At 67.6% G+C, this 19,905-nt stretch carries 24 protein-coding genes and 3 pseudogenes; 21 read left to right on the forward strand and 6 right to left on the reverse strand.

Features of this window, described 5'->3' with window-relative positions; all coding sequences use genetic code 11:
* The first annotated feature begins 433 nt into the window (after positions 1-433).
* The 12 genes and pseudogenes from FHU38_RS08860 to FHU38_RS27710 all read left to right on the forward strand — a co-directional run bounded on the left by FHU38_RS08860 (position 434) and on the right by FHU38_RS27710 (position 6,713).
* Positions 434-1,230, forward strand: a protein-coding gene (locus FHU38_RS08860) for an IS5 family transposase (protein ID WP_167175274.1) whose coding sequence is annotated in 2 segments (ribosomal slippage) — positions 434-764 and positions 764-1,230 — 798 coding nt in all. Because the reading frame shifts where the segments join, the coding sequence is not laid out codon by codon here.
* A 103-nt stretch (positions 1,231-1,333) separates the two neighbouring features.
* Positions 1,334-2,353: a glycosyltransferase family 2 protein gene (locus FHU38_RS08865; protein WP_167168788.1), complete on the forward strand. Its 1,020-nt coding sequence runs from the start codon at positions 1,334-1,336 to the stop codon at positions 2,351-2,353.
* Positions 2,340-3,077 (forward strand): methyltransferase domain-containing protein, encoded by a 738-nt coding sequence (locus FHU38_RS08870; protein ID WP_208415609.1) that lies wholly within the window; start codon positions 2,340-2,342, stop codon positions 3,075-3,077. Before FHU38_RS08865 ends, FHU38_RS08870 begins: the two co-directional genes overlap by 14 nt.
* Positions 3,078-3,415: 338 nt before the next feature.
* A pseudogene (locus FHU38_RS08880) lies at positions 3,416-3,786 on the forward strand (transposase); the annotation flags it as partial.
* A 69-nt stretch (positions 3,787-3,855) separates the two neighbouring features.
* Complete coding sequence (locus FHU38_RS08885) at positions 3,856-4,281, forward strand: HNH endonuclease (RefSeq protein WP_390623319.1); 426 nt, start codon at positions 3,856-3,858, stop codon at positions 4,279-4,281.
* A 90-nt stretch (positions 4,282-4,371) separates the two neighbouring features.
* Positions 4,372-4,497 (forward strand): annotated as a pseudogene (locus FHU38_RS28250) (IS5/IS1182 family transposase); the annotation flags it as partial.
* 237 nt (positions 4,498-4,734) lie between these two features.
* Positions 4,735-4,803: pseudogene (locus FHU38_RS27700) on the forward strand (hypothetical protein); the annotation flags it as partial.
* 64 nt (positions 4,804-4,867) lie between these two features.
* On the forward strand, positions 4,868-5,191 hold the full coding sequence (locus tag FHU38_RS08890) for a transposase family protein (protein WP_279590179.1): 324 nt from the start codon (positions 4,868-4,870) through the stop codon (positions 5,189-5,191).
* Between the two features lie 126 nt (positions 5,192-5,317).
* Positions 5,318-5,779 carry a hypothetical protein gene (locus tag FHU38_RS28150; protein ID WP_390623253.1) on the forward strand — a complete coding sequence of 154 codons (462 nt, stop codon included), beginning with the start codon at positions 5,318-5,320 and terminating at the stop codon, positions 5,777-5,779.
* Positions 5,697-5,987 (forward strand): hypothetical protein, encoded by a 291-nt coding sequence (locus FHU38_RS27245; RefSeq protein WP_313886710.1) that lies wholly within the window; start codon positions 5,697-5,699, stop codon positions 5,985-5,987. The genes FHU38_RS28150 and FHU38_RS27245 overlap by 83 nt, the downstream gene beginning before the upstream one ends.
* Positions 5,899-6,243, forward strand: a complete 345-nt coding sequence (locus FHU38_RS27705) for a putative PEP-binding protein (RefSeq protein WP_313886711.1) — start codon at positions 5,899-5,901, stop codon at positions 6,241-6,243. Before FHU38_RS27245 ends, FHU38_RS27705 begins: the two co-directional genes overlap by 89 nt.
* Positions 6,243-6,713: a putative PEP-binding protein gene (locus FHU38_RS27710; protein ID WP_279590180.1), complete on the forward strand. Its 471-nt coding sequence runs from the start codon at positions 6,243-6,245 to the stop codon at positions 6,711-6,713. Before FHU38_RS27705 ends, FHU38_RS27710 begins: the two co-directional genes overlap by 1 nt.
* A gap of 58 nt (positions 6,714-6,771) precedes the next feature.
* Here the strand turns inward: FHU38_RS27710 and FHU38_RS08900 are convergent, their stop codons facing one another.
* Positions 6,772-7,932, reverse strand: a complete 1,161-nt coding sequence (locus FHU38_RS08900; RefSeq protein WP_167168794.1) for an acyl-CoA dehydrogenase family protein — start codon at positions 7,930-7,932, stop codon at positions 6,772-6,774.
* 171 nt (positions 7,933-8,103) lie between these two features.
* Between FHU38_RS08900 and FHU38_RS08905 the strand changes: the two genes are divergently transcribed.
* Genes FHU38_RS08905 through FHU38_RS08915 form a run of 3 tightly spaced genes read left to right on the forward strand, consistent with a single transcriptional unit; the run spans position 8,104 to position 10,725 of the window.
* Complete coding sequence (locus tag FHU38_RS08905; RefSeq protein WP_167168797.1) at positions 8,104-8,901, forward strand: hypothetical protein; 798 nt, start codon at positions 8,104-8,106, stop codon at positions 8,899-8,901.
* A 46-nt stretch (positions 8,902-8,947) separates the two neighbouring features.
* Entirely contained in the window at positions 8,948-9,313 is a 366-nt protein-coding gene (locus tag FHU38_RS08910; RefSeq protein ID WP_167168799.1) for an effector-associated constant component EACC1, read from the forward strand.
* A complete protein-coding gene (locus FHU38_RS08915; RefSeq protein WP_167168802.1) occupies positions 9,310-10,725 on the forward strand; it encodes a caspase, EACC1-associated type in 1,416 nt (471 codons plus the stop codon). Before FHU38_RS08910 ends, FHU38_RS08915 begins: the two co-directional genes overlap by 4 nt.
* Here FHU38_RS08915 and FHU38_RS08920 read toward each other — a convergent pair.
* From FHU38_RS08920 to FHU38_RS08935, 4 genes are all read right to left on the reverse strand, one after another.
* Positions 10,710-13,094 carry an ATP-binding cassette domain-containing protein gene (locus FHU38_RS08920; protein WP_167168805.1) on the reverse strand — a complete coding sequence of 795 codons (2,385 nt, stop codon included), beginning with the start codon at positions 13,092-13,094 and terminating at the stop codon, positions 10,710-10,712. The genes FHU38_RS08915 and FHU38_RS08920 overlap by 16 nt on opposite strands.
* 69 nt (positions 13,095-13,163) lie before the next feature.
* Complete coding sequence (locus tag FHU38_RS08925) at positions 13,164-13,571, reverse strand: VOC family protein (RefSeq protein ID WP_167168808.1); 408 nt, start codon at positions 13,569-13,571, stop codon at positions 13,164-13,166.
* Positions 13,572-13,576: 5 nt separating this feature from the next.
* The gene (locus FHU38_RS08930; RefSeq protein WP_167168811.1) at positions 13,577-14,029 is read right to left on the reverse strand and encodes a helix-turn-helix transcriptional regulator; all 453 of its coding nucleotides are present in this window, start codon (positions 14,027-14,029) and stop codon (positions 13,577-13,579) included.
* A gap of 105 nt (positions 14,030-14,134) precedes the next feature.
* Positions 14,135-14,566 (reverse strand): MarR family winged helix-turn-helix transcriptional regulator, encoded by a 432-nt coding sequence (locus FHU38_RS08935; protein ID WP_167168816.1) that lies wholly within the window; start codon positions 14,564-14,566, stop codon positions 14,135-14,137.
* Between the two features lie 213 nt (positions 14,567-14,779).
* On the opposite strand from FHU38_RS08935, the gene FHU38_RS08940 reads away from it, so the two are divergent.
* Positions 14,780-14,974 (forward strand): hypothetical protein, encoded by a 195-nt coding sequence (locus FHU38_RS08940; protein ID WP_167168819.1) that lies wholly within the window; start codon positions 14,780-14,782, stop codon positions 14,972-14,974.
* The gene (locus tag FHU38_RS08945; protein WP_167168822.1) at positions 14,971-15,525 is read left to right on the forward strand and encodes a hypothetical protein; all 555 of its coding nucleotides are present in this window, start codon (positions 14,971-14,973) and stop codon (positions 15,523-15,525) included. The genes FHU38_RS08940 and FHU38_RS08945 overlap by 4 nt, the downstream gene beginning before the upstream one ends.
* Positions 15,526-15,969: 444 nt before the next feature.
* Here FHU38_RS08945 and FHU38_RS08950 read toward each other — a convergent pair whose 3' ends face one another.
* Positions 15,970-16,446, reverse strand: a complete 477-nt coding sequence (locus tag FHU38_RS08950) for a MarR family winged helix-turn-helix transcriptional regulator (RefSeq protein ID WP_167168825.1) — start codon at positions 16,444-16,446, stop codon at positions 15,970-15,972.
* Between the two features lie 85 nt (positions 16,447-16,531).
* On the opposite strand from FHU38_RS08950, the gene FHU38_RS08955 reads away from it, so the two are divergent.
* From FHU38_RS08955 to FHU38_RS08970, 4 genes are all read left to right on the forward strand, one after another.
* Positions 16,532-17,089, forward strand: a complete 558-nt coding sequence (locus tag FHU38_RS08955; RefSeq protein WP_167168828.1) for a YceI family protein — start codon at positions 16,532-16,534, stop codon at positions 17,087-17,089.
* Between the two features lie 30 nt (positions 17,090-17,119).
* Positions 17,120-18,088: a ring-cleaving dioxygenase gene (locus FHU38_RS08960; RefSeq protein WP_167168832.1), complete on the forward strand. Its 969-nt coding sequence runs from the start codon at positions 17,120-17,122 to the stop codon at positions 18,086-18,088.
* Between the two features lie 51 nt (positions 18,089-18,139).
* Positions 18,140-18,550, forward strand: coding sequence for a nuclear transport factor 2 family protein (locus FHU38_RS08965; protein ID WP_167168834.1), 411 nt, complete (start codon positions 18,140-18,142; stop codon positions 18,548-18,550).
* A 95-nt stretch (positions 18,551-18,645) separates the two neighbouring features.
* On the forward strand, positions 18,646-19,755 hold the full coding sequence (locus FHU38_RS08970) for a winged helix DNA-binding domain-containing protein (protein ID WP_167168837.1): 1,110 nt from the start codon (positions 18,646-18,648) through the stop codon (positions 19,753-19,755).
* The last annotated feature ends 150 nt before the right edge of the window (positions 19,756-19,905 follow it).

The following is a 19,905-nucleotide window of genomic DNA, read 5'->3' on the forward strand; positions in this document are numbered from 1 at the left end:
GTTGAACGCGTCCCGGATCGCCGCCGTGCACACGGTTCCGCGTGATGCGGCAGCAGCGCCGTGGTCGGTGATACTCTGATTCACTGACTCATCACCGATGTACCTCACTCGTTTCGTCAATTGTCCGGCGCCAGAATGGGTATAGCTTGTTTTTGTGCAGTTCGCTCCGGTTGCGATGTATTACTTATGACGGCGGTATGCCAGCGTCCACCCTAGCCCCAATCTGTTGGGGTCGCCGTACGATGATTGACCCGACTGAATGTCGCACGTGCGGGTGAACTACTACCTGGGTTGGGATGCTCGCTGGCTTGGTGAGTGAGACGATCGCATGGTGACGGCGGGAGTTGGCGATGTGCCTCCACCTCGTCTTAGAGCGTGTCTCACTTGGATGTGGGCTGAGGTGCGGGCATGATCATGGCCTGTGACGGACGAGTTGTCGCGGCGGCTGGTGCCCGACGAGTTGTGGGTGCTGGTCGAGCCGTTGATCCCGCCGGGAAAGACGCGCCCGCAGGGTGGCGGCATGCCGCGAGTGGACGATCGCGCGGTGTTCACCGCGATCGTGTTCGTGCTGACCAGTGGCTGCGCCTGGCGGCATCTGCCGCCGAGCTTCGGGGTCACCGTGCCGACGGCACATCGCCGGTTCACCGAATGGACCGAGGCGGGACTGTGGCGGCAGTTACACCAGGCGGTGCTCGACGAACTGGGTGGCCAAGGCATGATCGACTGGTCCCGAGCGGTCCTGGACGGAGCATCCGTCAGGGCCAAAAGGGGGGCGGTCTGACCGGCCCCAGCCCGGTCGATCGCGGCAAGCCCGGCTCGAAGATCCACGTGCTGTCCGACCGGGACGGCCTGCCCCTGACGGTCGGGATCTCCGCGGCCAACACCCATGACAGCCACGCACTCAAACCTCTGGTCAACGCGCTTCGGGCGACCCGGTCCCACCGTGGACCCCGGCGCCGGAAGCCGGTCAAGCTGCACGCCGACAAGGCTTACGACATCCCAGCACTACGCCACTGGCTGCGCCGGCGCGGGATCATTCCCCGCATCGCACGCAAGGGCATCGAATCCGCAGAGAAGCTCGGCAAACACCGGTGGGTCATCGAACGGTCCATCGCCTGGCTGACCGGCTACCGGCGCCTGACCACCCGCTACGAACGCAAACCCAACCACTACCTCGCCTTCCTCACCCTCGCCGCCACTATCACCTGCTACAAGAAACTCCCCAAATGAGACACGCTCTTAGGGCTCGGTCGTGCACTTCACATTCTGCGGTGTCCGAGTGCTTCGTGGTACACACCATTTTGTATGAGAAAGCGGCGTGAAGGGTGAGAACATGGACACGGTGGTCACCATCCTCGTCAACTTCAACTCGCGGCCGCAGATCGATCGGGCCATTGAGTCGGTACTCGAACAGAACCTGGCAAGCGAACACCATGTCGTGGTGTGGGAGAACGGTGATGACGCTGAACTGCGCGGCCTAGAGCTCGGCAGTTCGGCTGTAATTAGTCGGAAGTGGCTCCATTACATTGGATCGGGACAAAACTTTGGTTATGCACCAGCGGTTCAGAAGGCCTGGAATTGGGTGCAGTCGTGTGGCTGGGCGGACGAAGTTTCCTTTGTGCACATGGCAGGCCCCGACACCTATTCGACGTCGAGTTCGGCGCTTGATTATCTCTGTTCCAGAGCTCGTTGCATGAACGCAGTAGTCGGCCCGGCCATGCGAGACAAGCAAGGTAGAATACGACTTTCTTCTTATCCGTTGCTCCGTCCGTATAACGTCGTGGTATCCCAACTGACAAATGGTTGGATCTCACGACTCGGAAAGATCCGGTCTACGCAGCCTGCGAGCCGTAATGTTGGGACCCTCGACGGATCCTATGTTGTTTTTCCTCGGGTGTTCTGGGACAGGCTCGGAGGTCTTGACAACAATTATTTTCTGTATACGGACGATCATGATGTTTGCCGGCGAGCGGAACGGATGGGAATGCAGCGGTGGTGCGACAGCAGTGTGGAGGTTGTACACGAAGGCGGCACCTCACGTGTGTCCCGACGTCTGCTCTGCCGCCTGGAACGTGTCAGGTGTCATTTGAGGTATGTCGACCAGCATTTCGGTGGAAGCAATTCCACCGCTCTTCGCCGGATTCTGAGCCTGGAGCATTCCGGTGTGGTTGGGGATCGCGATATGGCTTGGTGGGCGCTCAATGCCCCAACTTCCTTCGAGGCGAACGGGTGCGAGAGTGTGTCGATCGAGGAGGCTTATCTCTCGTGGCTGAGCTATCGAAATGAGAACGAGGCGGGCAGGCTGTACGAGTCTGTCGAGGCAGAAATTAGAGGTAGGAATGCGTATTCTTGAGGTTGGTAGCGGACACAATCCGCATCCACGCTCGTCGGTGCTCGTCGACAAGTATATCGAGCCTTTCGAGCGCGAAGGGCCGTTACGGGTAGATCGACCGATTGTTATTGCTGAGGCGGAACGGCTGCCCTTTCGTGACAAATTGTTCGACGTGGCGATAGCACGTCAGGTATTGGAACACGCGGAAGACCCGTTCTTGTTCGTGGCGGAGATGTCTCGAGTCGCTACCAGTTGTCGAGTGGAGACTCCCAGCCCTCTGATGGAGACGATGTTTCGTGTGCGAGCGGGACATAGATGGACGGTCGATCAGATCGCTGGGGAAATCGTTGTATGGCCGATTTCGCAGGTGGCCAAGTCGCATTACATTGGCCACCTGATCGAGACGTTGTACGAGCGTAACGCCTTCGTCTATCTCCTTGTGCGTGGTCGGCCGGATATTTTCCTAACGATTTATGAAGGTGTGGAACCATCGGTGCGTCTGGGAACCGAAAGTGAATTGCGGGAAAGTATAGAAAGCAGGATGGAGGCTTTGACGGGAAGTCCTCGGGCCAAGCAACTCGCGTGGGCCGCGACGGCGGTTAGAGGGATCTTGAGGTCGAAGTGGGAAGAGAGCAGGTTGGCGCGCTGGGCTGCGGGCGGCTTCCAATGGCCAGTTCTTCCTGCGGAAGGCTCGATGAAAGCCACGACAACGTCGTCGTTGCGCGCTCTGATCAGCGCTCGCTGACTGTGGCGCCATCTTGACGGCGGCACCGGCCGCCTGCGTCACCGTTCGAGGGCTTCCGGTGGCGAGTCAACAACCCTTTGCCGTTGGTGCAGGCGTGCAGGGTGTGAACGCCGAAGCTCTGAGCCAGGCTCGCCTCCCGGCCTCGGAATGCACCGTCAGACCCTGACCACCCTCGGTACCGCCTTCTAGATCTCCTCCGCCGCTGTGCTGTCCACGCCGTCGTCGGTGATGAAGGGGTCGATGTCCTTCAGTTCGGCGAACCGGGTGAAGTAGTCGTTGCCCACCTTAAAGCGTGTCTTACGTGGCTTGATTGGTGTGTTGGTGCATGATCGTCTGCTGTGGGTGATCGGTTCGCGAAGCGGTTGGTGCCGGACGAGCTGTGGGTGTTGGTGGAGCCGTTGATTCCGCGGTTCAAGCGTCGTCCGCAGGGTGGGGGCACGGCGCCTGTGGATGGTCGGGCGGTGTTCACCGCGATCGTGTACGTGCTGACCAGCGGGTGTGCCTGGCGAGATCTCCCGCCCAGCTTCGGGGTGTCCTTCCAGACCGCGCACCGCCGCTTCACGCAGTTGACCGAGGCTGGGCTGTGGTGCAGACTTCACCAGGCAGTGCTCGACGAACTCGGCAGCCAGGGGTTGCTGGACTGGTCCCGCGCCATTCTCGATGGAGCGACGGTGCGGGCGAAAAGGGGGGATCCATGACCAGGCCCAGCCTGCGCTGGGTCATGGAGACCTCCATGCTCAAGACCCTGGCAGGCAAGCACCGCTCGACAGTGTCGAAGATGGCGGCCAAGCACAAAGCCAAGATCCTGACACCGCACCGGCCGCGCACCTGCTTCGAAGCACGCATCGAACGCAAGAACAGGCAGCCACTGGTCGCACGGTTCGGTGAGACACCACTCCACCGGCAGAAAACGGCGACGGTCATCGACCGCCAACCGATCCGGGTCGACTATCCGCACAAGGAACTCGTGTCCCGACTTCTCAAGGACACCTGGGAGATCTGCCAGCAAGCGGGCGACGTTCAGGTCCACCACGTCCGCAAACTCGCTGATCTCGGTCAACCCGGGCCGCTTCAACCCCTGTGGGCCAAGGCCATGACCAACCGGCGGCGCAAGACCCTCGTGGTCTGCACCTCCTGCCACGACCAGGCCCACAGACAGCCAGTCACACGGCACTCACGCAGTAGTCACCGGAGAGCCGGATGATCGGGAAACCATCACGTCCGGTTTGGCGGGAGGCCGCGCGGAAAAGGACCAGCCCGAAGGCTGGCACCTCGCCGCGCGGCCGACCCATCCGCCTGGCTCACCGGCTACCGCCGCCTGACCCTCTGCTACGAACGCAAAGCCAGCAACTTCCTCGCCTTCCTCACACTGGGCGCCGCCATGACCTGCTTCAAGAAACTCCGACGACTCACCACATGAGACAAGCTCTTAGTGAGATCGGCAAGCAGCACGCATCGCCTCGCGCTGGCCGTGGTGCTGGTGCAGGACCTCGACGCGGAAGGCACCGGGGGCTCGAAGGGCAAGGCCGCTGATGCCGGACACTGAGCCTTTGCCAACCCGCCGGATGGCCAGGTCAGGGCGTGTGTGGCGTGGGTCGTGGCACGGGAGGCGTTCGTGATCCTCGACGGTACTCTGCTGCGCATCGACCGTGTCGGGATGGCGTCGGGCTACGACCGCGCCTTCTACTCTGGCAAGTACAAGACCCACGGGCTGAACGTGCAGGTCATCGCCGACCCGAGCGGCCGCTTGGTGTGGATCTCACCGCCGCTTCCCGGCGCCCGCCACGCTATTGGGGGCCGCCCGCGAGCACGGCATCATCGACGCTCTCACCGCGCACGAGATCCCCGCCGCCGACACCGCCTACCAGGGCGCCGGTCCCACGGTCGCGGTCCCGCAGCGGCGCCGACGTAAGGACCCCGACACCGGCCGCTACCGCAAACTGTCGCAGAACCAGAAGGACGTCAACACCGCCCACGCCCGCCGCCGCGGGCCCGGCGAGCGGGCCAACGCCGAACTCAAGAACTGGCCGATCCTGCGCAAGATCCGGTCCAGCCCGAACACCGCCGACAAGCTCATCGCCGCATTTCAGACGCTCATGATCGTCAGCTCTTGATCAGGTTGGCAAAGGCTCACTGCACCTGAACCCGGCACGTTGTCGGGGCAGGAGCGCGACACCGCAGCCGGGCCACTGGGCGGACTGGGGGTCAGCCCGGGCCGCACGGCGGGGCCGGTATTCCGGATGGCTCTGCCGCCCGGGTTGCCGCCGGAGGTCCCGGTCACCGAGCCGGATCGCGAGATCGCCGTGGCGGCCGAGGCCCTGCGGGCGGTGTCCGATGAACTGCGTCGGATCGCCGACGAGGGCTCGACCGCCGATGTGCTCGAGACGGCGGCGCCGACCTGGCCGACATCCGTGACCGCGCCGTCGCCGGGGTGCTCGGCCTGCCAATGCCACGAGTGCCGAGACCGGGCGTGCCCATTGTGCTCGTGGCCGAGGACCTCTCACCCGCCGACACCGCCCGACTGGACCCTGCCAAGGTGCTCGCGCTCGTCACTAGCCGTGGTGCGGCGCCACAGGACACACCGCGATCCTCGTCAGATCGCGTGGCCCGCCCGCCGTGGTGAGCTGCCAATTAATCCTCGACCTCGCGGAAGACACCGTGGTGTCGGTCGACGGCACGACCGGGATCGTGGCCACCGCTGACGACAAGGAAGCCGTTGCTATCAGGCAGGCCGCGCAGCGGGAGCGGGACCGGCAGCACGCGGTTACCGGGCCCGGCCGCACCGCCGACGGCCACCCGATACCGCTGCTTCGCAACATCGGTGGCGCCACCGACCTCGCAGGGGACACCGCCCGGCATCGAGGGCGTCGGCCTGCTGCGCACCGAGTTCCTCTTCCTGCACCGGACTGACCCGCCGACGACGGACCAACAGCAGCGGGCCAACACCGAGGTGTCCGCCGCCCTGCCTGGCCGCAAGATTGTGGTACGTAGCCTCGACGCGGGCGCCGACAAGCCGCTGCCCTTCCTCGGTTTCGCACCAGAGGACAACCCGGCACTCGGCGTTCGCGGCCTTCGGACCGCCCGCGAGCGCCCCGACGTGCTCACCGACCAGCTACGATCCGTCGCGAACGCCGCCGCGCGACCACCGGCGCCGACGTGTGGGTGATGGCGCCTCTGGTCCCCACGGCGGCCGAGGCGGGCAGCTTCGCCGAACAGGCTCGGGCGGCGGGCCTATCCACAGCGGGCGCGATGATCGAGGTGCCCGCGGCCGCGCCGCGGGCACGCCAGCTGCTGGAGGTCGTCGACTTCGTCAGTATCGGCAGCCACGACCTCGGCCAGTACACGCTCGCGGCCGACCGCACCAACGGCGCGCTCGCGGACCTGCTCGACCCCTGGCAGCCCGCACTCCTGGAACTCATCGCCACCTGCGCCGAGGCGGGCAAGGTCGAGGACAAACCCGTCGGAGTGTGCTGCGAGGCCGCGGGCGACCCGCTGCTGGCGCTGGTCCTCACGGGCATGGGGGTGACCAGCCTTTCGGTGTCGGGCCCGAACGTGGCGCCGGTGCGCGCGGCACTGGCCGCGCGCACCAGGAGCGAGGCCGAGCACCCTTGCCCGGCTGGCGCTCGCGGCCCCTGACGCGGCGACGGCCCGCAACGCCGTCGCCGCACAGGTGCGTTCGGGGTGAAGGCCGTGGTCAGTCCGCGCGCGCCGCGTCACCGAGCGCGCTGCGGGCGATGATGACCTGCTGGATCTGGCTGGTTCCCTCGTAGATGCGAAACAGCCGGGCGTCGCGGTAGAAGCGCTCGACCGCCACCCCCGCCATGTAGCCCGCGCCACCGTGGACCTGCACCGCGCGGTCGGCGACGCGCCCGACCATCTCGGAGCAGAAGTACTTCACGGCGGCTGGACCGGCGATCTTGTCCCTGCCCGCGTCGTAGTCACGCGCCGTCTCCAGCACCATGGCCCTTCCTGCGCGGTAGTCGGTCATCGAGTCGGCGATCAGGCCCTGCACCAGCTGGAATCGAGCGATCGGCTTGCCACCCGCCTGCCGCGTCCTCGCGAACGCCACCGACTCGTCCACCAGCCGGTTGGCCATCCCGACGCACATCGCCGCGATGTGGACCCGGCCGTGTGCGAGGCATTTCGCCGCGATCCGGAAACCGTTGTCGATCCCGGCCTCACCACCGACGACGGCGTCGGCGGGAACGCGCACGTCGTCGAGGTGGACGTCGGCGGTCCACGCGCCTCGCTGGCCCATCTTGCTGTCCTTCGGGCCGACGGAAAGTCCTGCGGCGTCGGCCGGTACGAGGAAGGCGGAGATGCCACGGCTGCCCGGCGCGTCGGGGTTGGTGCGGGCGAAGACCATGATGACGTCGGCGACGGGGGAGTTGGTGATGTAGCGCTTGGCGCCGTTGATCACCCAGTCCGACCCGTCCCGGCGTGCCGTGGTGGTCAGGGTGGCGGGATCGGAGCCGGCGTCCGCCTCCGTCAGCCCGAACGAGGCGGTGACCTCGCCAGAGGCCAGCCATGGCAACCACGCCTTCTTCTGCTCCTCGGTGGCACCCTCCAGCAGGACGTGCCCCGCGATGCCGTTGTTGGTACCGAACAGCGAGCGAAGCGCGGGCGTGGTGTAGCCGAGTTCGAACACCAGTTGGACTTCCTCGGTGACATCGAGGCCGAGCCCGCCGTACTGCTCGGGGATCGTGAAGCCGTACAGCCCCATGGACTTGCACTGCCGCACCAGGTCGGCGGGGATCTCGTCCCGTTCCTCGATCCGCTCCTCCAGCGGGACCACCTCGTTGCGTACGAACTCGCGCACCGAGGCGATCACATCAGCGAGGTCAGCCGGGTCCATGTCAGGTCTCGCTCTCGTTCGGTTCGGGTCTCGCGCAGCTGAGTATGCGAGACGGATGCACCGGTTGTCGTGTGGCCGTGCGACAACAACGTGCTGTTTTCGCGGCGATCGGGCCGCCACGGCGGGGCTGATCCGATACATTGGTCTCGATCATCGCCGACCGGAGGGGCTATGAGCGGGGACGCAGCACCCGACCCGGGCTCAATGCCGGGGGAGAAGTCCGATCGGCAACTCGCCCGGAAGTGGCTGCGGCAGCAGGTCTCGGCCAGGCCCGCCGTCCACGGCCGGATCGAGGACCTGCACCGCAAGGCACGCACGGCCGCTGTCACCGCCCGTGCCGCGCGGAAGCGACGCAGCAGGCAGGACCGGTTGCGCGCCACCCCGGTGACCGACCTGTCTCGCAAGAGCGCCGATGCCAACCCGATGTACCTGACCCGCGTCGGTGTGCTCACCGCCGAGCACATCCTCGAACTGGGGGCGGGCAAGCTCCGCGCACGCGCAGGCATCGACGCCAACATGGCGACGAAATGGGTGTCCGCCGCCGAGTCCGTCAAGGCCCCGCGAGACGGCGACGGCCTTCCCGCCACCCACCCCCGGGACTGGGCCGAGGAGGACGTGAATCTCGTACGCGCCCTGCTGGTGCTCGACTCCGTCGAGACGTTGCGGTACGCACCACACACCCAGGGTCTTTCCTACGCCAGCGACCGGGCGAAGGCGCTGTTGCGCGCGACAGGCTGGCCGAGGTGGAAACTCAACCCGGCGGCCCGCGAAGGCACGATGCGAAGCATCGCCGAACTGGCCGAGTGGGTCGCGTCGGGGCAGGCCGAAGCGCACCTGCCGCAGGTGGACAGCCACCTCGCCAGGCATCTTGGTGCCGTGGAACAGCTTGGCGCCCCCGAGCAGGTCGCGCGGCTGTGGGAGTACAAACGCGAGGACCTGCTGGCGTTGCTGGACAAGGAAGTCCCGTAGCCACCCGGTGGACGCATCGCAGCCGACCTGGTGGAAGGAGAATTCGGTGGAGGAGTCGGTCAGTCTGTCGCTCGACGTTGAGGACGCGACGGGCGGCCTGGCCGATCTGGGGCAGTGGCTGCGGCAGGAACCCGAACTGCGCGGTCTGGTCCAGCGGGTCCGCAAGCCGCCGGAACCCGGCCACATGGGCTCGCTGGCGGAGGTCCTCGTCGCGGTCGGTGGCGGTGGTGGCGTACTGGTAGTGCTCGCCGAGTCGCTGAAGGCGTGGCTGAACCGGCCCAGGCACGAGGGTGTCAAGCTGCGTGTCCGCGACAGCCGACGTGGTCGGACCATCAGCATCACCGCGCGCGACGCCGACGAGGTCGAGGTGATCCTTCGTCGGCTGCTCGAACCCGGCGGGGACGGGCAGTGAGGCTGCCGGACCCGCAGCGGTCCAGCGCGGTGTTGCTCGGCGTCGGGGCCTACCGCCACCTGCCTTCGCTGCCGGGGGCTCACGACGGCGCGGTGGCGCTGCGGGAAGCGCTCACCGACCCGGTCTCCGGCTCGCTGGAACCGGAAAGGTGCGTGCTCCTTCCCGAGCACATCGGCAGGCAGGAGGCGGGCCGGGCGGTCGTGGCGGCGGCGAGCCAGGCGGAGGATCTGCTGCTGCTGTACTTCGCCGGTCACGGTGAGCTGGGCCGTCGCTCGGACCTGTACCTGCTGCTCAGCGACACCACCGCCGACGACATGGCGTTCAGCGGTCTCAGCTACGACAACATCCGGGATGTCGTGCTCGACAGCGACGCCAGAGCCAAGATCGTGATCCTGGACTGCTGCTACTCGGGAAGCGCGCTTGGCACCGCCATGTCCGCGGCCACCGCGCTGGTCGACGAGATCGACATCGAGGGGACGGCCGTGCTGACGTCGGCGCCACCACAGGCCACGTCCAGAATCCTCGACGGCGAGAGCTACCCGGCCTACACCGGCAGGCTGCTGGCGTTGCTTCGCGACGGCATCGTGGGCGGGCCCGAACTGCTCACCCTGCCGGTGCTGCACAGGCAGCTGCGCCGATCGCTGCTAGCCGCGGGGCTTCGACCGCCGCAGGCCAAGTTGAACCCGTTGCTCGACCAACTCGGACTGGTCCGCAACCGAGCGGGGACACGTCAGGCGCCGCCGGCAGCGGGAACCACCGTTGCCGACGAGCCGCCGCCGCGGCCCGTGCAGCCACCGCGCCCGACACGGGCGCCGCGGGCTCCGGTGAGCGACGAGCCGATCCCCGACGACGAGCTGCAGCGGTTGGCTCAGAGCCCGAACCCGCGTGACCGGGCCGGCGCGTACCAGGCGTTGCTGCGCGACCCGGGCAGCCTGATGAACGCATTCGGGCCCACCGCGGCTCCTCGGACACCGCCGCGCCCCGCCGCCAGCGCCAGTCCGGAATCCTCCGCCACGCTCCGCCGCGTTCTGTCCTTCCTCGGCCGCCCCGGTTACGGCGCGTTTCTCGCGTTCATCGGAGTCGCGGTGATTCACGATGTCGTGTCGGACTCCGTGGTGGAGCACGAGTTCGGCGCGAACCCGGGTTATGTCACCTCGGGCATCGTCATCGTCTGCCTCGCTGCCGTATTCGTCGCGCTCGCCGAGTGGCGGGGCCGGTGGCGTCGTGGAGTGCTCGGCTCCGCCGGCATGGGCAGCTTTCTCGCTGCCCTCGGTGCGACGCTCACCTTCGGTGACGGGGTGTGGCCGATCGTGCTCGGCGCGCTCCTCGTCCTGGGCTGTACCGGTGCCATCAGGCTGCTGCGGGTACGAGCGACCCGTGGTGGCGAAGCACCGGGTCAGCCGCCGACATAGTCCGCGAGGTGATCGCCGGTGAGGGTGGAGCGCGCGGCGACCAGGTCGGCGGGGGTGCCTTCGAAGACGACCCGGCCACCGTCGTGGCCCGCGCCGGGCCCGAGGTCGATGATCCAGTCGGCGTGCGCCATGACCGCCTGGTGGTGCTCGATCACGATGACCGACTTGCCGGAGTCGACCAGCCGGTCGAGCAGGCCGAGCAGTTGCTCGACGTCGGCCAGGTGCAGCCCGGTGGTCGGCTCGTCGAGTACGTAGACGCCGCCCTTCTCGCCCATGTGCGTCGCCAGCTTCAGCCGCTGCCGCTCGCCTCCGGACAGGGTGGTGAGCGGCTGGCCGAGCGTGAGGTAGCCGAGCCCGACGTCGGCGAGCCGGTCGAGGATCTTGTGCGCCGCCGGGGTGCGCGCCTCGCCCGCGCCGAAGAACTCCTCCGCCTGCGCCACCGACATCGCCAGCACCTCGCTGATGTCGCGGCCGCCGAGGCGGTACTCCAGCACCGACGCCTGGAACCGCTTGCCTTCGCATTCCTCGCAGGTGGTAGCCACTCCCGCCATCATCGCCAGGTCGGTGTAGATCACGCCCGCGCCGTTGCAGTTGGGGCAGGCACCTTCGGAGTTGGCGCTGAACAGCGCGGGCTTGACTCCGTTGGCCTTCGCGAACGCCTTGCGGATCGGGTCGAGCAAGCCCGTGTACGTCGCCGGGTTGCTCCTGCGAGAGCCACGGATCGCGGTCTGGTCGATCGCCACAACCCCGTCCCGGCGGGCCACCGAGCCGTGGACCAGCGAGCTCTTGCCCGAGCCCGCCACTCCGGTGACCACGCACAGCACGCCGAGCGGGATGTCCACGTCGACGTCTCGCAGGTTGTGGGTGCGGGCACCTCGCACCTCCAGCACGTCCGACGGTTTCCGCACCGACGGCTTCAGTGCCGCGCGGTCGTCCAGATGCCGACCGGTGATCGTGTCACTGGCCCGCAGCTTTTCGACGGTGCCCTCGAAGACCACCTCGCCGCCGTCGGTGCCCGCACCCGGTCCGAGGTCGACGACGTGGTCGGCGATGGCGATGACTTCCGGCTTGTGCTCCACGACCAGCACCGTGTTGCCCTTGTCGCGCAGCCGCAGCAGCAGGTTGTTCATCCGCTGGATGTCGTGCGGGTGCAGCCCGATGCTGGGTTCGTCGAAGACGTAGGTGACGTCGGTCAGCGACGAGCCGAGGTGGCGGATCATCTTGGTGCGCTGCGCCTCGCCGCCGGACAGCGTGCCCGCGGGGCGGTCGAGGGAGAGGTAGCCCAGCCCGATCTCGACGAACGAGTCGAGGGTGTCGCCCAGCGCGCCCAGCAGCGGCGCCACGGAAGGCTCGTCCAGCCCCCGAACCCACCGCGCCAGGTCACGGATCTCCATGGCGCAGGCATCCGCGATGCTGATGCCGTTGATCTTGGACGACCGGGCCTCCTCGGACAGCCGGGTGCCGTCGCACTCGGGGCAGGTGGTGAAGGTGACGGCTCGCTCCACGAACGCGCGGATGTGCGGCTGCATCGCCTCCTTGTCCTTGGAGAGCATCGACTTCTGGATCTTGGGGATCAGGCCCTCGTAGGTGACGTTGATGCCCTCGACCTTGACCTTGGTCGGTTCCTTGTGGAGCAGGTCGCGCAGTTCCTTCTTGGTGTACTCGCGGATCGGCTTGTCCGGGTCGAAGAAGCCGCAGCCCCGGAAGATGCGCCCGTACCAGCCGTCCATGCTGTAGCCGGGGATGGTGAGCGCGCCCTCGTTCAGGGAAAGGCTGTCGTCGTACAGTGCCGAGGTGTCGAAGTCGGTGACCGAACCGTAGCCCTCGCAGCGCGGGCACATGCCGCCGGTGATGCTGAAACTGCGACGCTCCTTCACCGTCTGCCCGCCGCGCTCCAAGGTCACCGCGCCCGCCCCGCTGATCGAGGCGACGTTGAACGAGAAGGCCTGCGGTGACCCGATGTGTGGCTTCCCGAGCCTGCTGAACAGGATGCGCAGCATCGCGTTGGCGTCGGTGGCGGTGCCGACCGTGGAGCGGGCGTTGGCGCCCATCCGTTCCTGGTCGACGACGATCGCGGTGGTCAACCCGTCGAGCACGTCGACGTCGGGCCGCCCGAGGTTGGGCATGAACCCCTGCAGGAACGCGCTGTAGGTCTCGTTGATGAGCCGCTGCGATTCCGCGGCGATCGTGGCGAAGACCAGCGAGCTCTTGCCCGAACCGGAGACACCGGTGAAAACCGTCAACCTGCGTTTCGGAAGCTCGACGTGGACGTCTTTGAGGTTGTTCTCACGAGCGCCGTAGACCCGGATCAGGTCGTGGCTGTCGGCGGCGTGCGGCGCGGGCGTTTCGGTACTGGTGGCCGTGCTCATCGTGGTCTCCGGTTGTCGAATGCGGACCGTCGCCGGCGCGGTCGCGCCGACGACTGCCACCCGCGGGGCTCAGCTCAGTTCGTTGATACGGACCAGGTTGCCCGAGGGGTCGCGGAAGGCGCAGTCGCGCACCCCGTACGGCTGGTCGGTCGGCTCCTGCACGACCTCGGCGCCGCTGGCTTGGAGCCGGTCGAACACCGCGTCGAGGTCCTTGGTGGCCAGCGTGACGGCGCCGTAGGTGCCCTTGGCCATCATCTCCGTGATGACGCGTCGCTCGTCGTCGGTGACGCCGGGGTCAGCGGCGGGCGGGTGCAGCACGATGGCATTCGCCTGGCCGGGGGGACCCACCGTGATCCAGCGCATCCCCTGGTATCCAACGTCGTTGCGCACCTCGAAGCCGAGGGTGTCGCGGTAGAACCCCAGGGTGGCGTCCGGGTCGTCGTGTGGCAGGAAGGTGTAGTGAATGCTGATGTCCATGCCGGTCACGCTAGTTGTGGCCGTTTGACCGACGCTTCTTGATTCCTGACCGGTCGCGTGACCTGTTTGGTGACGCACGACGGCACGCCCGCCATGTCGTTGGCCGCGTCGCGCCGGTAGGTGCTGGGCGGCACGCCCACCAGTTCGGTGAAACGGGTGCTGAAGGTGCCCAGCGAGGAGCAGCCGACCTCGAAGCACACCTCTGTGACGCTGAGGTCGCCCCGGCGCAGCAGCGCCATCGCCCGCTCGATACGCCGGGTCATCAGGTAGGAGTAGGGCGACTCGCCGTAGGCCTGCCGGAACTGGCGGCTGAGGTGTCCCGCCGACATGTTGACGCCGCGGGCGAGCGCCTCGACGTCGAGCGGCTGCGCGTACTCCCTGTCGATGCGGTCGCGGACCCTGCGCAGCCGCGCCAGGTCGCGCAGCTGCTGCGCTGAGGGGGAGGGTCTGCTGCTCACAACCGAGATGCTACGTCGCGGGGGCGACACAGCGGCGCACATCCGGCCGATCTGCCCGGCACGCGGCGCGGTCGTACCGGCACGAACCGCCGGTGACGCACGCCTTCAGTCGCTGACGTTGGCACGCAGCCGGTCGAGCAGGTGCTCCAGGTGCGAGACGTCGTCGCGGCCGAGCCCGTCGCGTAGCCGGCGGTCGAACATGACCGCTGCTTCGCGCATCCGGTGGAACGCCATTTCTCCCTGTTCGGTGAGTTCGACCAGGTGGACCCTGCGGTTGCCAGGGTCGCGCCGCCGGGTCACGAGCCCGTCGTTCTCCATGCTGTTGAGGTGCTGGGTCAGGGTGGCGCCCTGGATGCCGACGGCGGCGGCGAGCTCGCGTTGACTGGCCAGTGGCCGGGTTTTCAGTGACATCAGCACCAGCCAGCTGGGGCGTGAACCGCCCGTTGCGGCGAGCGCTTCGTCGAAGGCCTGACTGACTGCCTTGGCAGTGTTGGCGAGCCTGAGCCCGAGCGGTGGCCCGGCCGGTGGTGACGGCATGCCGTGAGCCTATCACCAGATCATTCGGCGGCTAACTAATTGACGACGAATCGTTCGTAACCTAATGTTTGGGTCAGAACCTGGGCTCGCCGGTATCGCAGGCCCGCGCGTCAGCTGGTTGCCGGTGGCACCGGAGTTTCCGCGGTTGACCGTGGGCCACGGCGAACGTTCGGTTCTCGTTCCGGTGAGCGGCAACAGGGGAGGAGCGGGCAAGTGCGCAGCAGTGTCAACATCACCAACTACTCGGGGGCGGCAGGCCCAGCCGTGCTCGGCGCCCACCTCGGACGCGTGACTCGCGCCGCTGACCGGGTCGGCCAGCACGTGGTGGCCGTCAGTGCCGGGCCATGGGCGGAGGACACCGTCGACGCGCTGGGCATCGCCGCGACCGCGTTGGGCGGGCAACCATGAACGTCCGAGGCGACCCGCGCGAGCGCGACGCCGTGTCACCAGGTCGGCGCGATACCGGGTGGCGGCTGGGACGTCGGTCCCGTAAAGGTGTGCTGGTCGTGCACATCGTCTCGGCGGGAGCATGGCTCGGCATCGACGTGGTCCTGGCGATCCTGGTCTTCACCGCGCTGGTCACCGACGACGTCGACACCGCCGCGTCGTCCTACCGGGTGCTGACGTTCACCCTCTGGCCGCTGTTCCTCACCGGTCTGACCTGTCTCGCCAGCGGCGTGACGTTGGGGCTGGGTACCAAGTACGGTCTGGTCCGATACTGGTGGGTGGCCGTGAAGCTGGTCCTCAACGTCGTTTTCGTAGCGCTGGTGCCACTGGCGTTGCGGCGGCCCGTGCTGGAAGCGGCGGAGTACGGTCGCGACCTCACGGCGGGAGAGCCGACCTTCCCTGTCACCGAGCTGCTGTTTCCACCGATCGTTTCACTGTCGGGCTTGCTTGTCGCCGTCATTCTGGCCGTATACAAGCCGTCGGGCAGGCTTCGCGAACGCGGCCGGCCCTGAGCCGGCTCTCGTCGTGGAGGAACCGGGTTGAGGCGCGGAGCCGGTTGTTCCGCGAAGTACGCGGTCGGCCGGTCGGGTTCGGTGAGGTAGCGGCCGAGGGCCTGCTGGTCGTTGGCACGGGTGGGCAGGTAGCCGCGAACCGCCGAGGTGTACGCCGGGTGTTGAACGTGGCGAGGAACTCCGCGATCGCCGCCGGGCCGTGGTACTCCTGTGGTGCCGTGGCATGGCCAGCCGCGCGTCATCGGTCAGCAGGTTGACGAGGCCGTCGATGTCGCCGGTGGTGAACGTTTCGGCGAAGCGTTTTGGTCAGCTTCCGTTCCTCGGCCGAGTCGGGCGGCGGCGCCTCGCTGCCAGCTCGCCGACGTCCCGCCGATGCCGCGCCACTCGACCGGCTCGTCACCTCCCCGGACGGCAACCCAACCCTCGCGGTGAACCCTGACCAGCTCACGCCGGGGCGGACCCGTCGCCATTCGATCGGTTCAACCGGTCGAGCACGCGTTCGCTGATCGCGGCCAGCGTCGCGACCTCGGCTTTCGTGAGGTGGTCGAAGACCAGGTCGCGGACGGTCTCGACGTGGGCGGGTGCGGCTTGCTCGATGGCCTGCCTGCCCCTTTCGGTGAGGAGGACGAACGCCCCTCGCGCGTCCTCGGGGCAGTCCTGCCTGTCGACGAGCCCGCGCTTGTGCATCCGGGCCAGATGGTGGGACAGGCGGCTCCTTTCCCACTGCAGTGCCTCGGCCAGCTCGCCGACGCGCATGCGTGGCACCGCACGGTCGGTGAGCTGGACGAGTACGTCGAAGTCGGCCAGCGAGAGGCCGGAATCGGTCTGCAGCCGACGGTGCAGGCGGGCGGTGAGTTTGGCGTTCATATCCAGGTAGCGCCGCCAGGCACGTTGTTCCTCGTCGGTGAGCCATCTCGTCACGGCAGCAGTCTAACGGAATAGTTGACGCGTCATGCATGTTGCGCACACTATAAGCGTGATACGTCAACTATCTGGAGGCAGTCAGATGACCACTGCGACCGACTACCGGACCCTGACCGGCGACTACGTGATCGACCCGGCCCACAGCCGCTTCGGCTTCGTGGCCCGGCACGCCATGGTCACCAAGGTGCGCGGCGCGTTCAACGAGTTCGAGGGCAGTGCCCGGGTGGACGGCGAGAACCCCGCCAACTCCTCCGCCGAACTCACCATCAAGGCGGCCAGCATCGACACGCGCAACGCCGACCGGGACGAACACCTGCGCAGCAACGACTTCCTGGCCATGGCCGAGCACCCGGAGATCACCTTCCGGTCCACCGAGATCACTCACACCGGCGAGGACACCTTCGACGTCACCGGCGAGCTGACCGTCAGGGGTGTGACCCGTTCGGTGACCATCCCGCTCAGCTTCGAGGGACAGGCCGTCGACCCGTTCGGCAACAGCCGCATCGGTTTCGAAGGCTCCACGACGATCAACCGCAGGGATTTCGGCGTGACCTGGAACGCGGCACTGGAGACCGGCGGCGTACTCGTCAGCGACAAGGTCGTGCTCGAGTTCGAGATCTCGGCCGTCAAGCAGAACTGACCCCGCCCGTCGCTCTTTCAGGAGGAACTCATGACGCTGGCGACAAGTGGTCTGCACCATGTCACGGCGATCGCGGGCGACCCACAGGCGAACGCGGACTTCTACCTGCGCACGCTGGGGCTTCGGCTGGTCAAGACCACCGTGAACTTCGACGCTCCCGACATCTACCACCTCTACTACGGTGACGAGCAGGGACGGCCCGGCACGCTGCTGACGTTCTTCCCGTTCGGCACCGTGGCACCGGGCAGGCGCGGAGTTGGCCAGGCCACCACCACGGCGTTCTCCGTGCCCGCGACGTCGATCGGTTGGTGGCGGCAACACCTGCGCGAACTCGGTGTCGACGTCAGCGATGTCGCCGAGCGCGACGGTGAAGCGGCGCTGACCTTCCACGACCCCGACGGGCTCGAACTGGCGCTGGTGGCTCACCCGCAGGGTGACCCGCGCGCGCCGTGGGACAACGGGATCGTTCCCGCCGAACACGGCGTCCGCGGCCTGCATTCGGTGACGCTGTCCACCGCGGACGAGGACGGCACCGTCGCGATGATGGCGGAGCTTGGGTTGCACTCCGAGAGCCGCCACGGCAACCGGCTGCGGTTCGCCGCGGGCTCGGGCGGGCCGGGCGCGCTCGTGGACGTGCTGGTGGACCGCAAAGCGCGGCAAGGGTTGGTTGCCGGTGGCACCGTCCACCACGTCGCATGGCGGGCCCCCGACGAACGGACCCAGCTTCGGTGGCGTGAAGAGCTCGTCGAGCGTGGCGCGAAGGTCACCTCCGTGCTGGACCGGCAGTACTTCCGGTCCATCTACTTCCGCGAGCCTGGCGGCACGCTGCTGGAGATCGCCACCGACCAGCCCGGGTTCGCCGTCGACGAGCCACTGCTGGAGCTGGGCAGGGCGCTGAAACTACCGCCGTGGCTGGAACCCGACCGGGAACAACTCGAGGCGACCCTTCCCAAGCTGTCGCTACCCAGCGAGAACAACCTGCTCGCCCGCTACCGTTGACATGCGGGAACGCCCGCCTCCACCGGCAGCGGGCAGGGAGGGAGGTCACGCGTGAACGATCCGACCACCCGTTCCCCTCGGGAGGTTTTCGAGGACCGGCTGCGGCTCGCGCAACAGCGGGACTTCGAGGAGGGCATCGCGCGAAACTTCGCCCCTGACTGCGTGGCGCTGACCGGGAGCGGGGTGTTCCACGGTCACGAGGGGCTGCGTCGACTGGCGGAGATGCTGGCCGACGAACTACCCACCGGCCGATGGAACTACCGTGTCCAACTCGTAGAAGGCAACGTCGCCTACCTGGAGTGGTCCGAGTGGTCCGCCGATTCCGGTGACGCGGTGGTGGACGACGGCGCCGACTCCTTCGTCATCGCCGACGGGCGCGTGGTGGCCCAGACGATCCACTACACCGTTCGGTCGCCGACCGGCGATGTGCTGATCGGCCCGGACGGCGCCCCCCTGCGATGAGCTGCGGTGACCGTCGCCGCCGACCCGGCAGGACGTGAGATCCCTGCGGTTCGGCTGCCGAGTGGTTGTCGGCGCCGGGTTCTATCGTCTCGACCATGAGTCCAGAACTGTCCGCGCAGCGGTTGCGGGCGTCGCGGCTGGTGGCCCAACTGCTCACCGGCAAGGCACCAGGCGATCCGGTGACCGCGGTGACCAGAGTCGTTGCCCTGCAGGCACAAGCGCCGGGACCTGCCAGGCTCGCGGTCCGGCCGAGGACGCACCGAGTGACCGCCGCCGTGGTGGACCACGCCTGCGCGGACGGCAGGCTCGTGCGCACCTGGGCGATGCGCGGCACCCTTCACCTGCTCGCCGCACAGGACGTGCGCTGGGTGGTCGGGCTGCTTGGTCCCGTGTTCGCGAAGGCGGGGCGGCGCAGGCGCGAGCAGCTCGGCCTCGACGACGCGACCTGCGAGCGGGCGTTGGCCGCGCTGCAGCGGGTCCTGCACGGCAGCGAGCCGCTGGTGCGGGCCGACATCGTGGCCCGGCTGCGCGACCACGGTGTGGACATCGACCCGAAAACACAGCAGCCGCCGCACCTGCTCTCCTACGCCGCGAACACCGGACTGATCTGCCGCGGCCCTGACACGCAGCGTGAAGAGCCCAGCTACGTGCTCATGGACGACCACGTGCCGCCGGTGCGGCCGATGGCGAGGGAGGACGCGCTCGCCGAGCTGGCGCGCCGCTACCTCGCCGGCCACGGCCCCGCCGGTGTCACCGACTTTCGTGCGTGGTCGGGCCTGCCGTCGGGTGAGGCGAAGCAGGCGTTCGCGGCCATCGCCGACGAGACGGCAACCGTGACCGCGGCGGGAGAGCCGATGGTGGCCCTGGCCGACACCGACCTGGACCCGCACGGAGACCAGGACAAGCCGGTCCGGCTGCTCGGGCACTTCGACCCGTTCCTGCTCGGCTACCGGGACCGCGCGCTGGTCCTCGACGCCGCGCACGCGAAGGACGTCCAGGCCGGTGGCGGATTCGTCCGGCCGACCGTGCTGGCGGCCGGACGGGTGGTGGGTACCTGGTCGCTGAAGCGGACGGGAAAGAAGGCACAGGCGGTGGTCACCCCGTTTTCCAGGCTGCCCCGAGGTGGCCGCGAAGGTCTGGAGGCGGAGGCGGCGGATCTGGCTCGCTATCTGGGCCACCCCGTCGAGCTGGCGGTCGCGAGCTGATCGGCGGGGTGGCCGGGCTCCGCACACGGTCGAACACCGGTGACCCCGATACCCGAACGGATCGCCATGTCCTCGCACTTCAGCGACGTATTCCAGGCATCTATACACGCGATACATACTCGCTGTGTATAGTTCGGTTCCACAGGCACT

The organism is Saccharomonospora amisosensis (assembly GCF_011761185.1).
In the GTDB taxonomy this organism is placed as follows: Bacteria; Actinomycetota; Actinomycetes; order Mycobacteriales; family Pseudonocardiaceae; genus Saccharomonospora_A; species Saccharomonospora_A amisosensis.

What these genes read in the sequence shown, in the direction of transcription:
- FHU38_RS08865 (WP_167168788.1), top strand. Translation starts at nt 1,334, where the DNA reads ATGGACACGGTGGTCACCATCCTCGTCAACTTCAACTCGCGGCCGCAG.
- FHU38_RS08945 (WP_167168822.1), top strand. Translation starts at nt 14,971, where the DNA reads ATGAACGTCCGAGGCGACCCGCGCGAGCGCGACGCCGTGTCACCAGGT.
- FHU38_RS08900 (WP_167168794.1), bottom strand. Translation starts at nt 7,932, where the DNA reads ATGGACCCGGCTGACCTCGCTGATGTGATCGCCTCGGTGCGCGAGTTC.
- FHU38_RS28150 (WP_390623253.1), top strand. Translation starts at nt 5,318, where the DNA reads ATGGCTCTGCCGCCCGGGTTGCCGCCGGAGGTCCCGGTCACCGAGCCG.
- FHU38_RS08970 (WP_167168837.1), top strand. Translation starts at nt 18,646, where the DNA reads ATGAGTCCAGAACTGTCCGCGCAGCGGTTGCGGGCGTCGCGGCTGGTG.
- FHU38_RS08935 (WP_167168816.1), bottom strand. Translation starts at nt 14,566, where the DNA reads ATGCCGTCACCACCGGCCGGGCCACCGCTCGGGCTCAGGCTCGCCAAC.
- FHU38_RS27710 (WP_279590180.1), top strand. Translation starts at nt 6,243, where the DNA reads ATGGCGCCTCTGGTCCCCACGGCGGCCGAGGCGGGCAGCTTCGCCGAA.
- FHU38_RS08885 (WP_390623319.1), top strand. Translation starts at nt 3,856, where the DNA reads ATGGCGGCCAAGCACAAAGCCAAGATCCTGACACCGCACCGGCCGCGC.
- FHU38_RS08920 (WP_167168805.1), bottom strand. Translation starts at nt 13,094, where the DNA reads ATGAGCACGGCCACCAGTACCGAAACGCCCGCGCCGCACGCCGCCGAC.
- FHU38_RS08960 (WP_167168832.1), top strand. Translation starts at nt 17,120, where the DNA reads ATGACGCTGGCGACAAGTGGTCTGCACCATGTCACGGCGATCGCGGGC.
- FHU38_RS08955 (WP_167168828.1), top strand. Translation starts at nt 16,532, where the DNA reads ATGACCACTGCGACCGACTACCGGACCCTGACCGGCGACTACGTGATC.
- FHU38_RS08925 (WP_167168808.1), bottom strand. Translation starts at nt 13,571, where the DNA reads ATGGACATCAGCATTCACTACACCTTCCTGCCACACGACGACCCGGAC.
- FHU38_RS08905 (WP_167168797.1), top strand. Translation starts at nt 8,104, where the DNA reads ATGAGCGGGGACGCAGCACCCGACCCGGGCTCAATGCCGGGGGAGAAG.
- FHU38_RS08870 (WP_208415609.1), top strand. Translation starts at nt 2,340, where the DNA reads ATGCGTATTCTTGAGGTTGGTAGCGGACACAATCCGCATCCACGCTCG.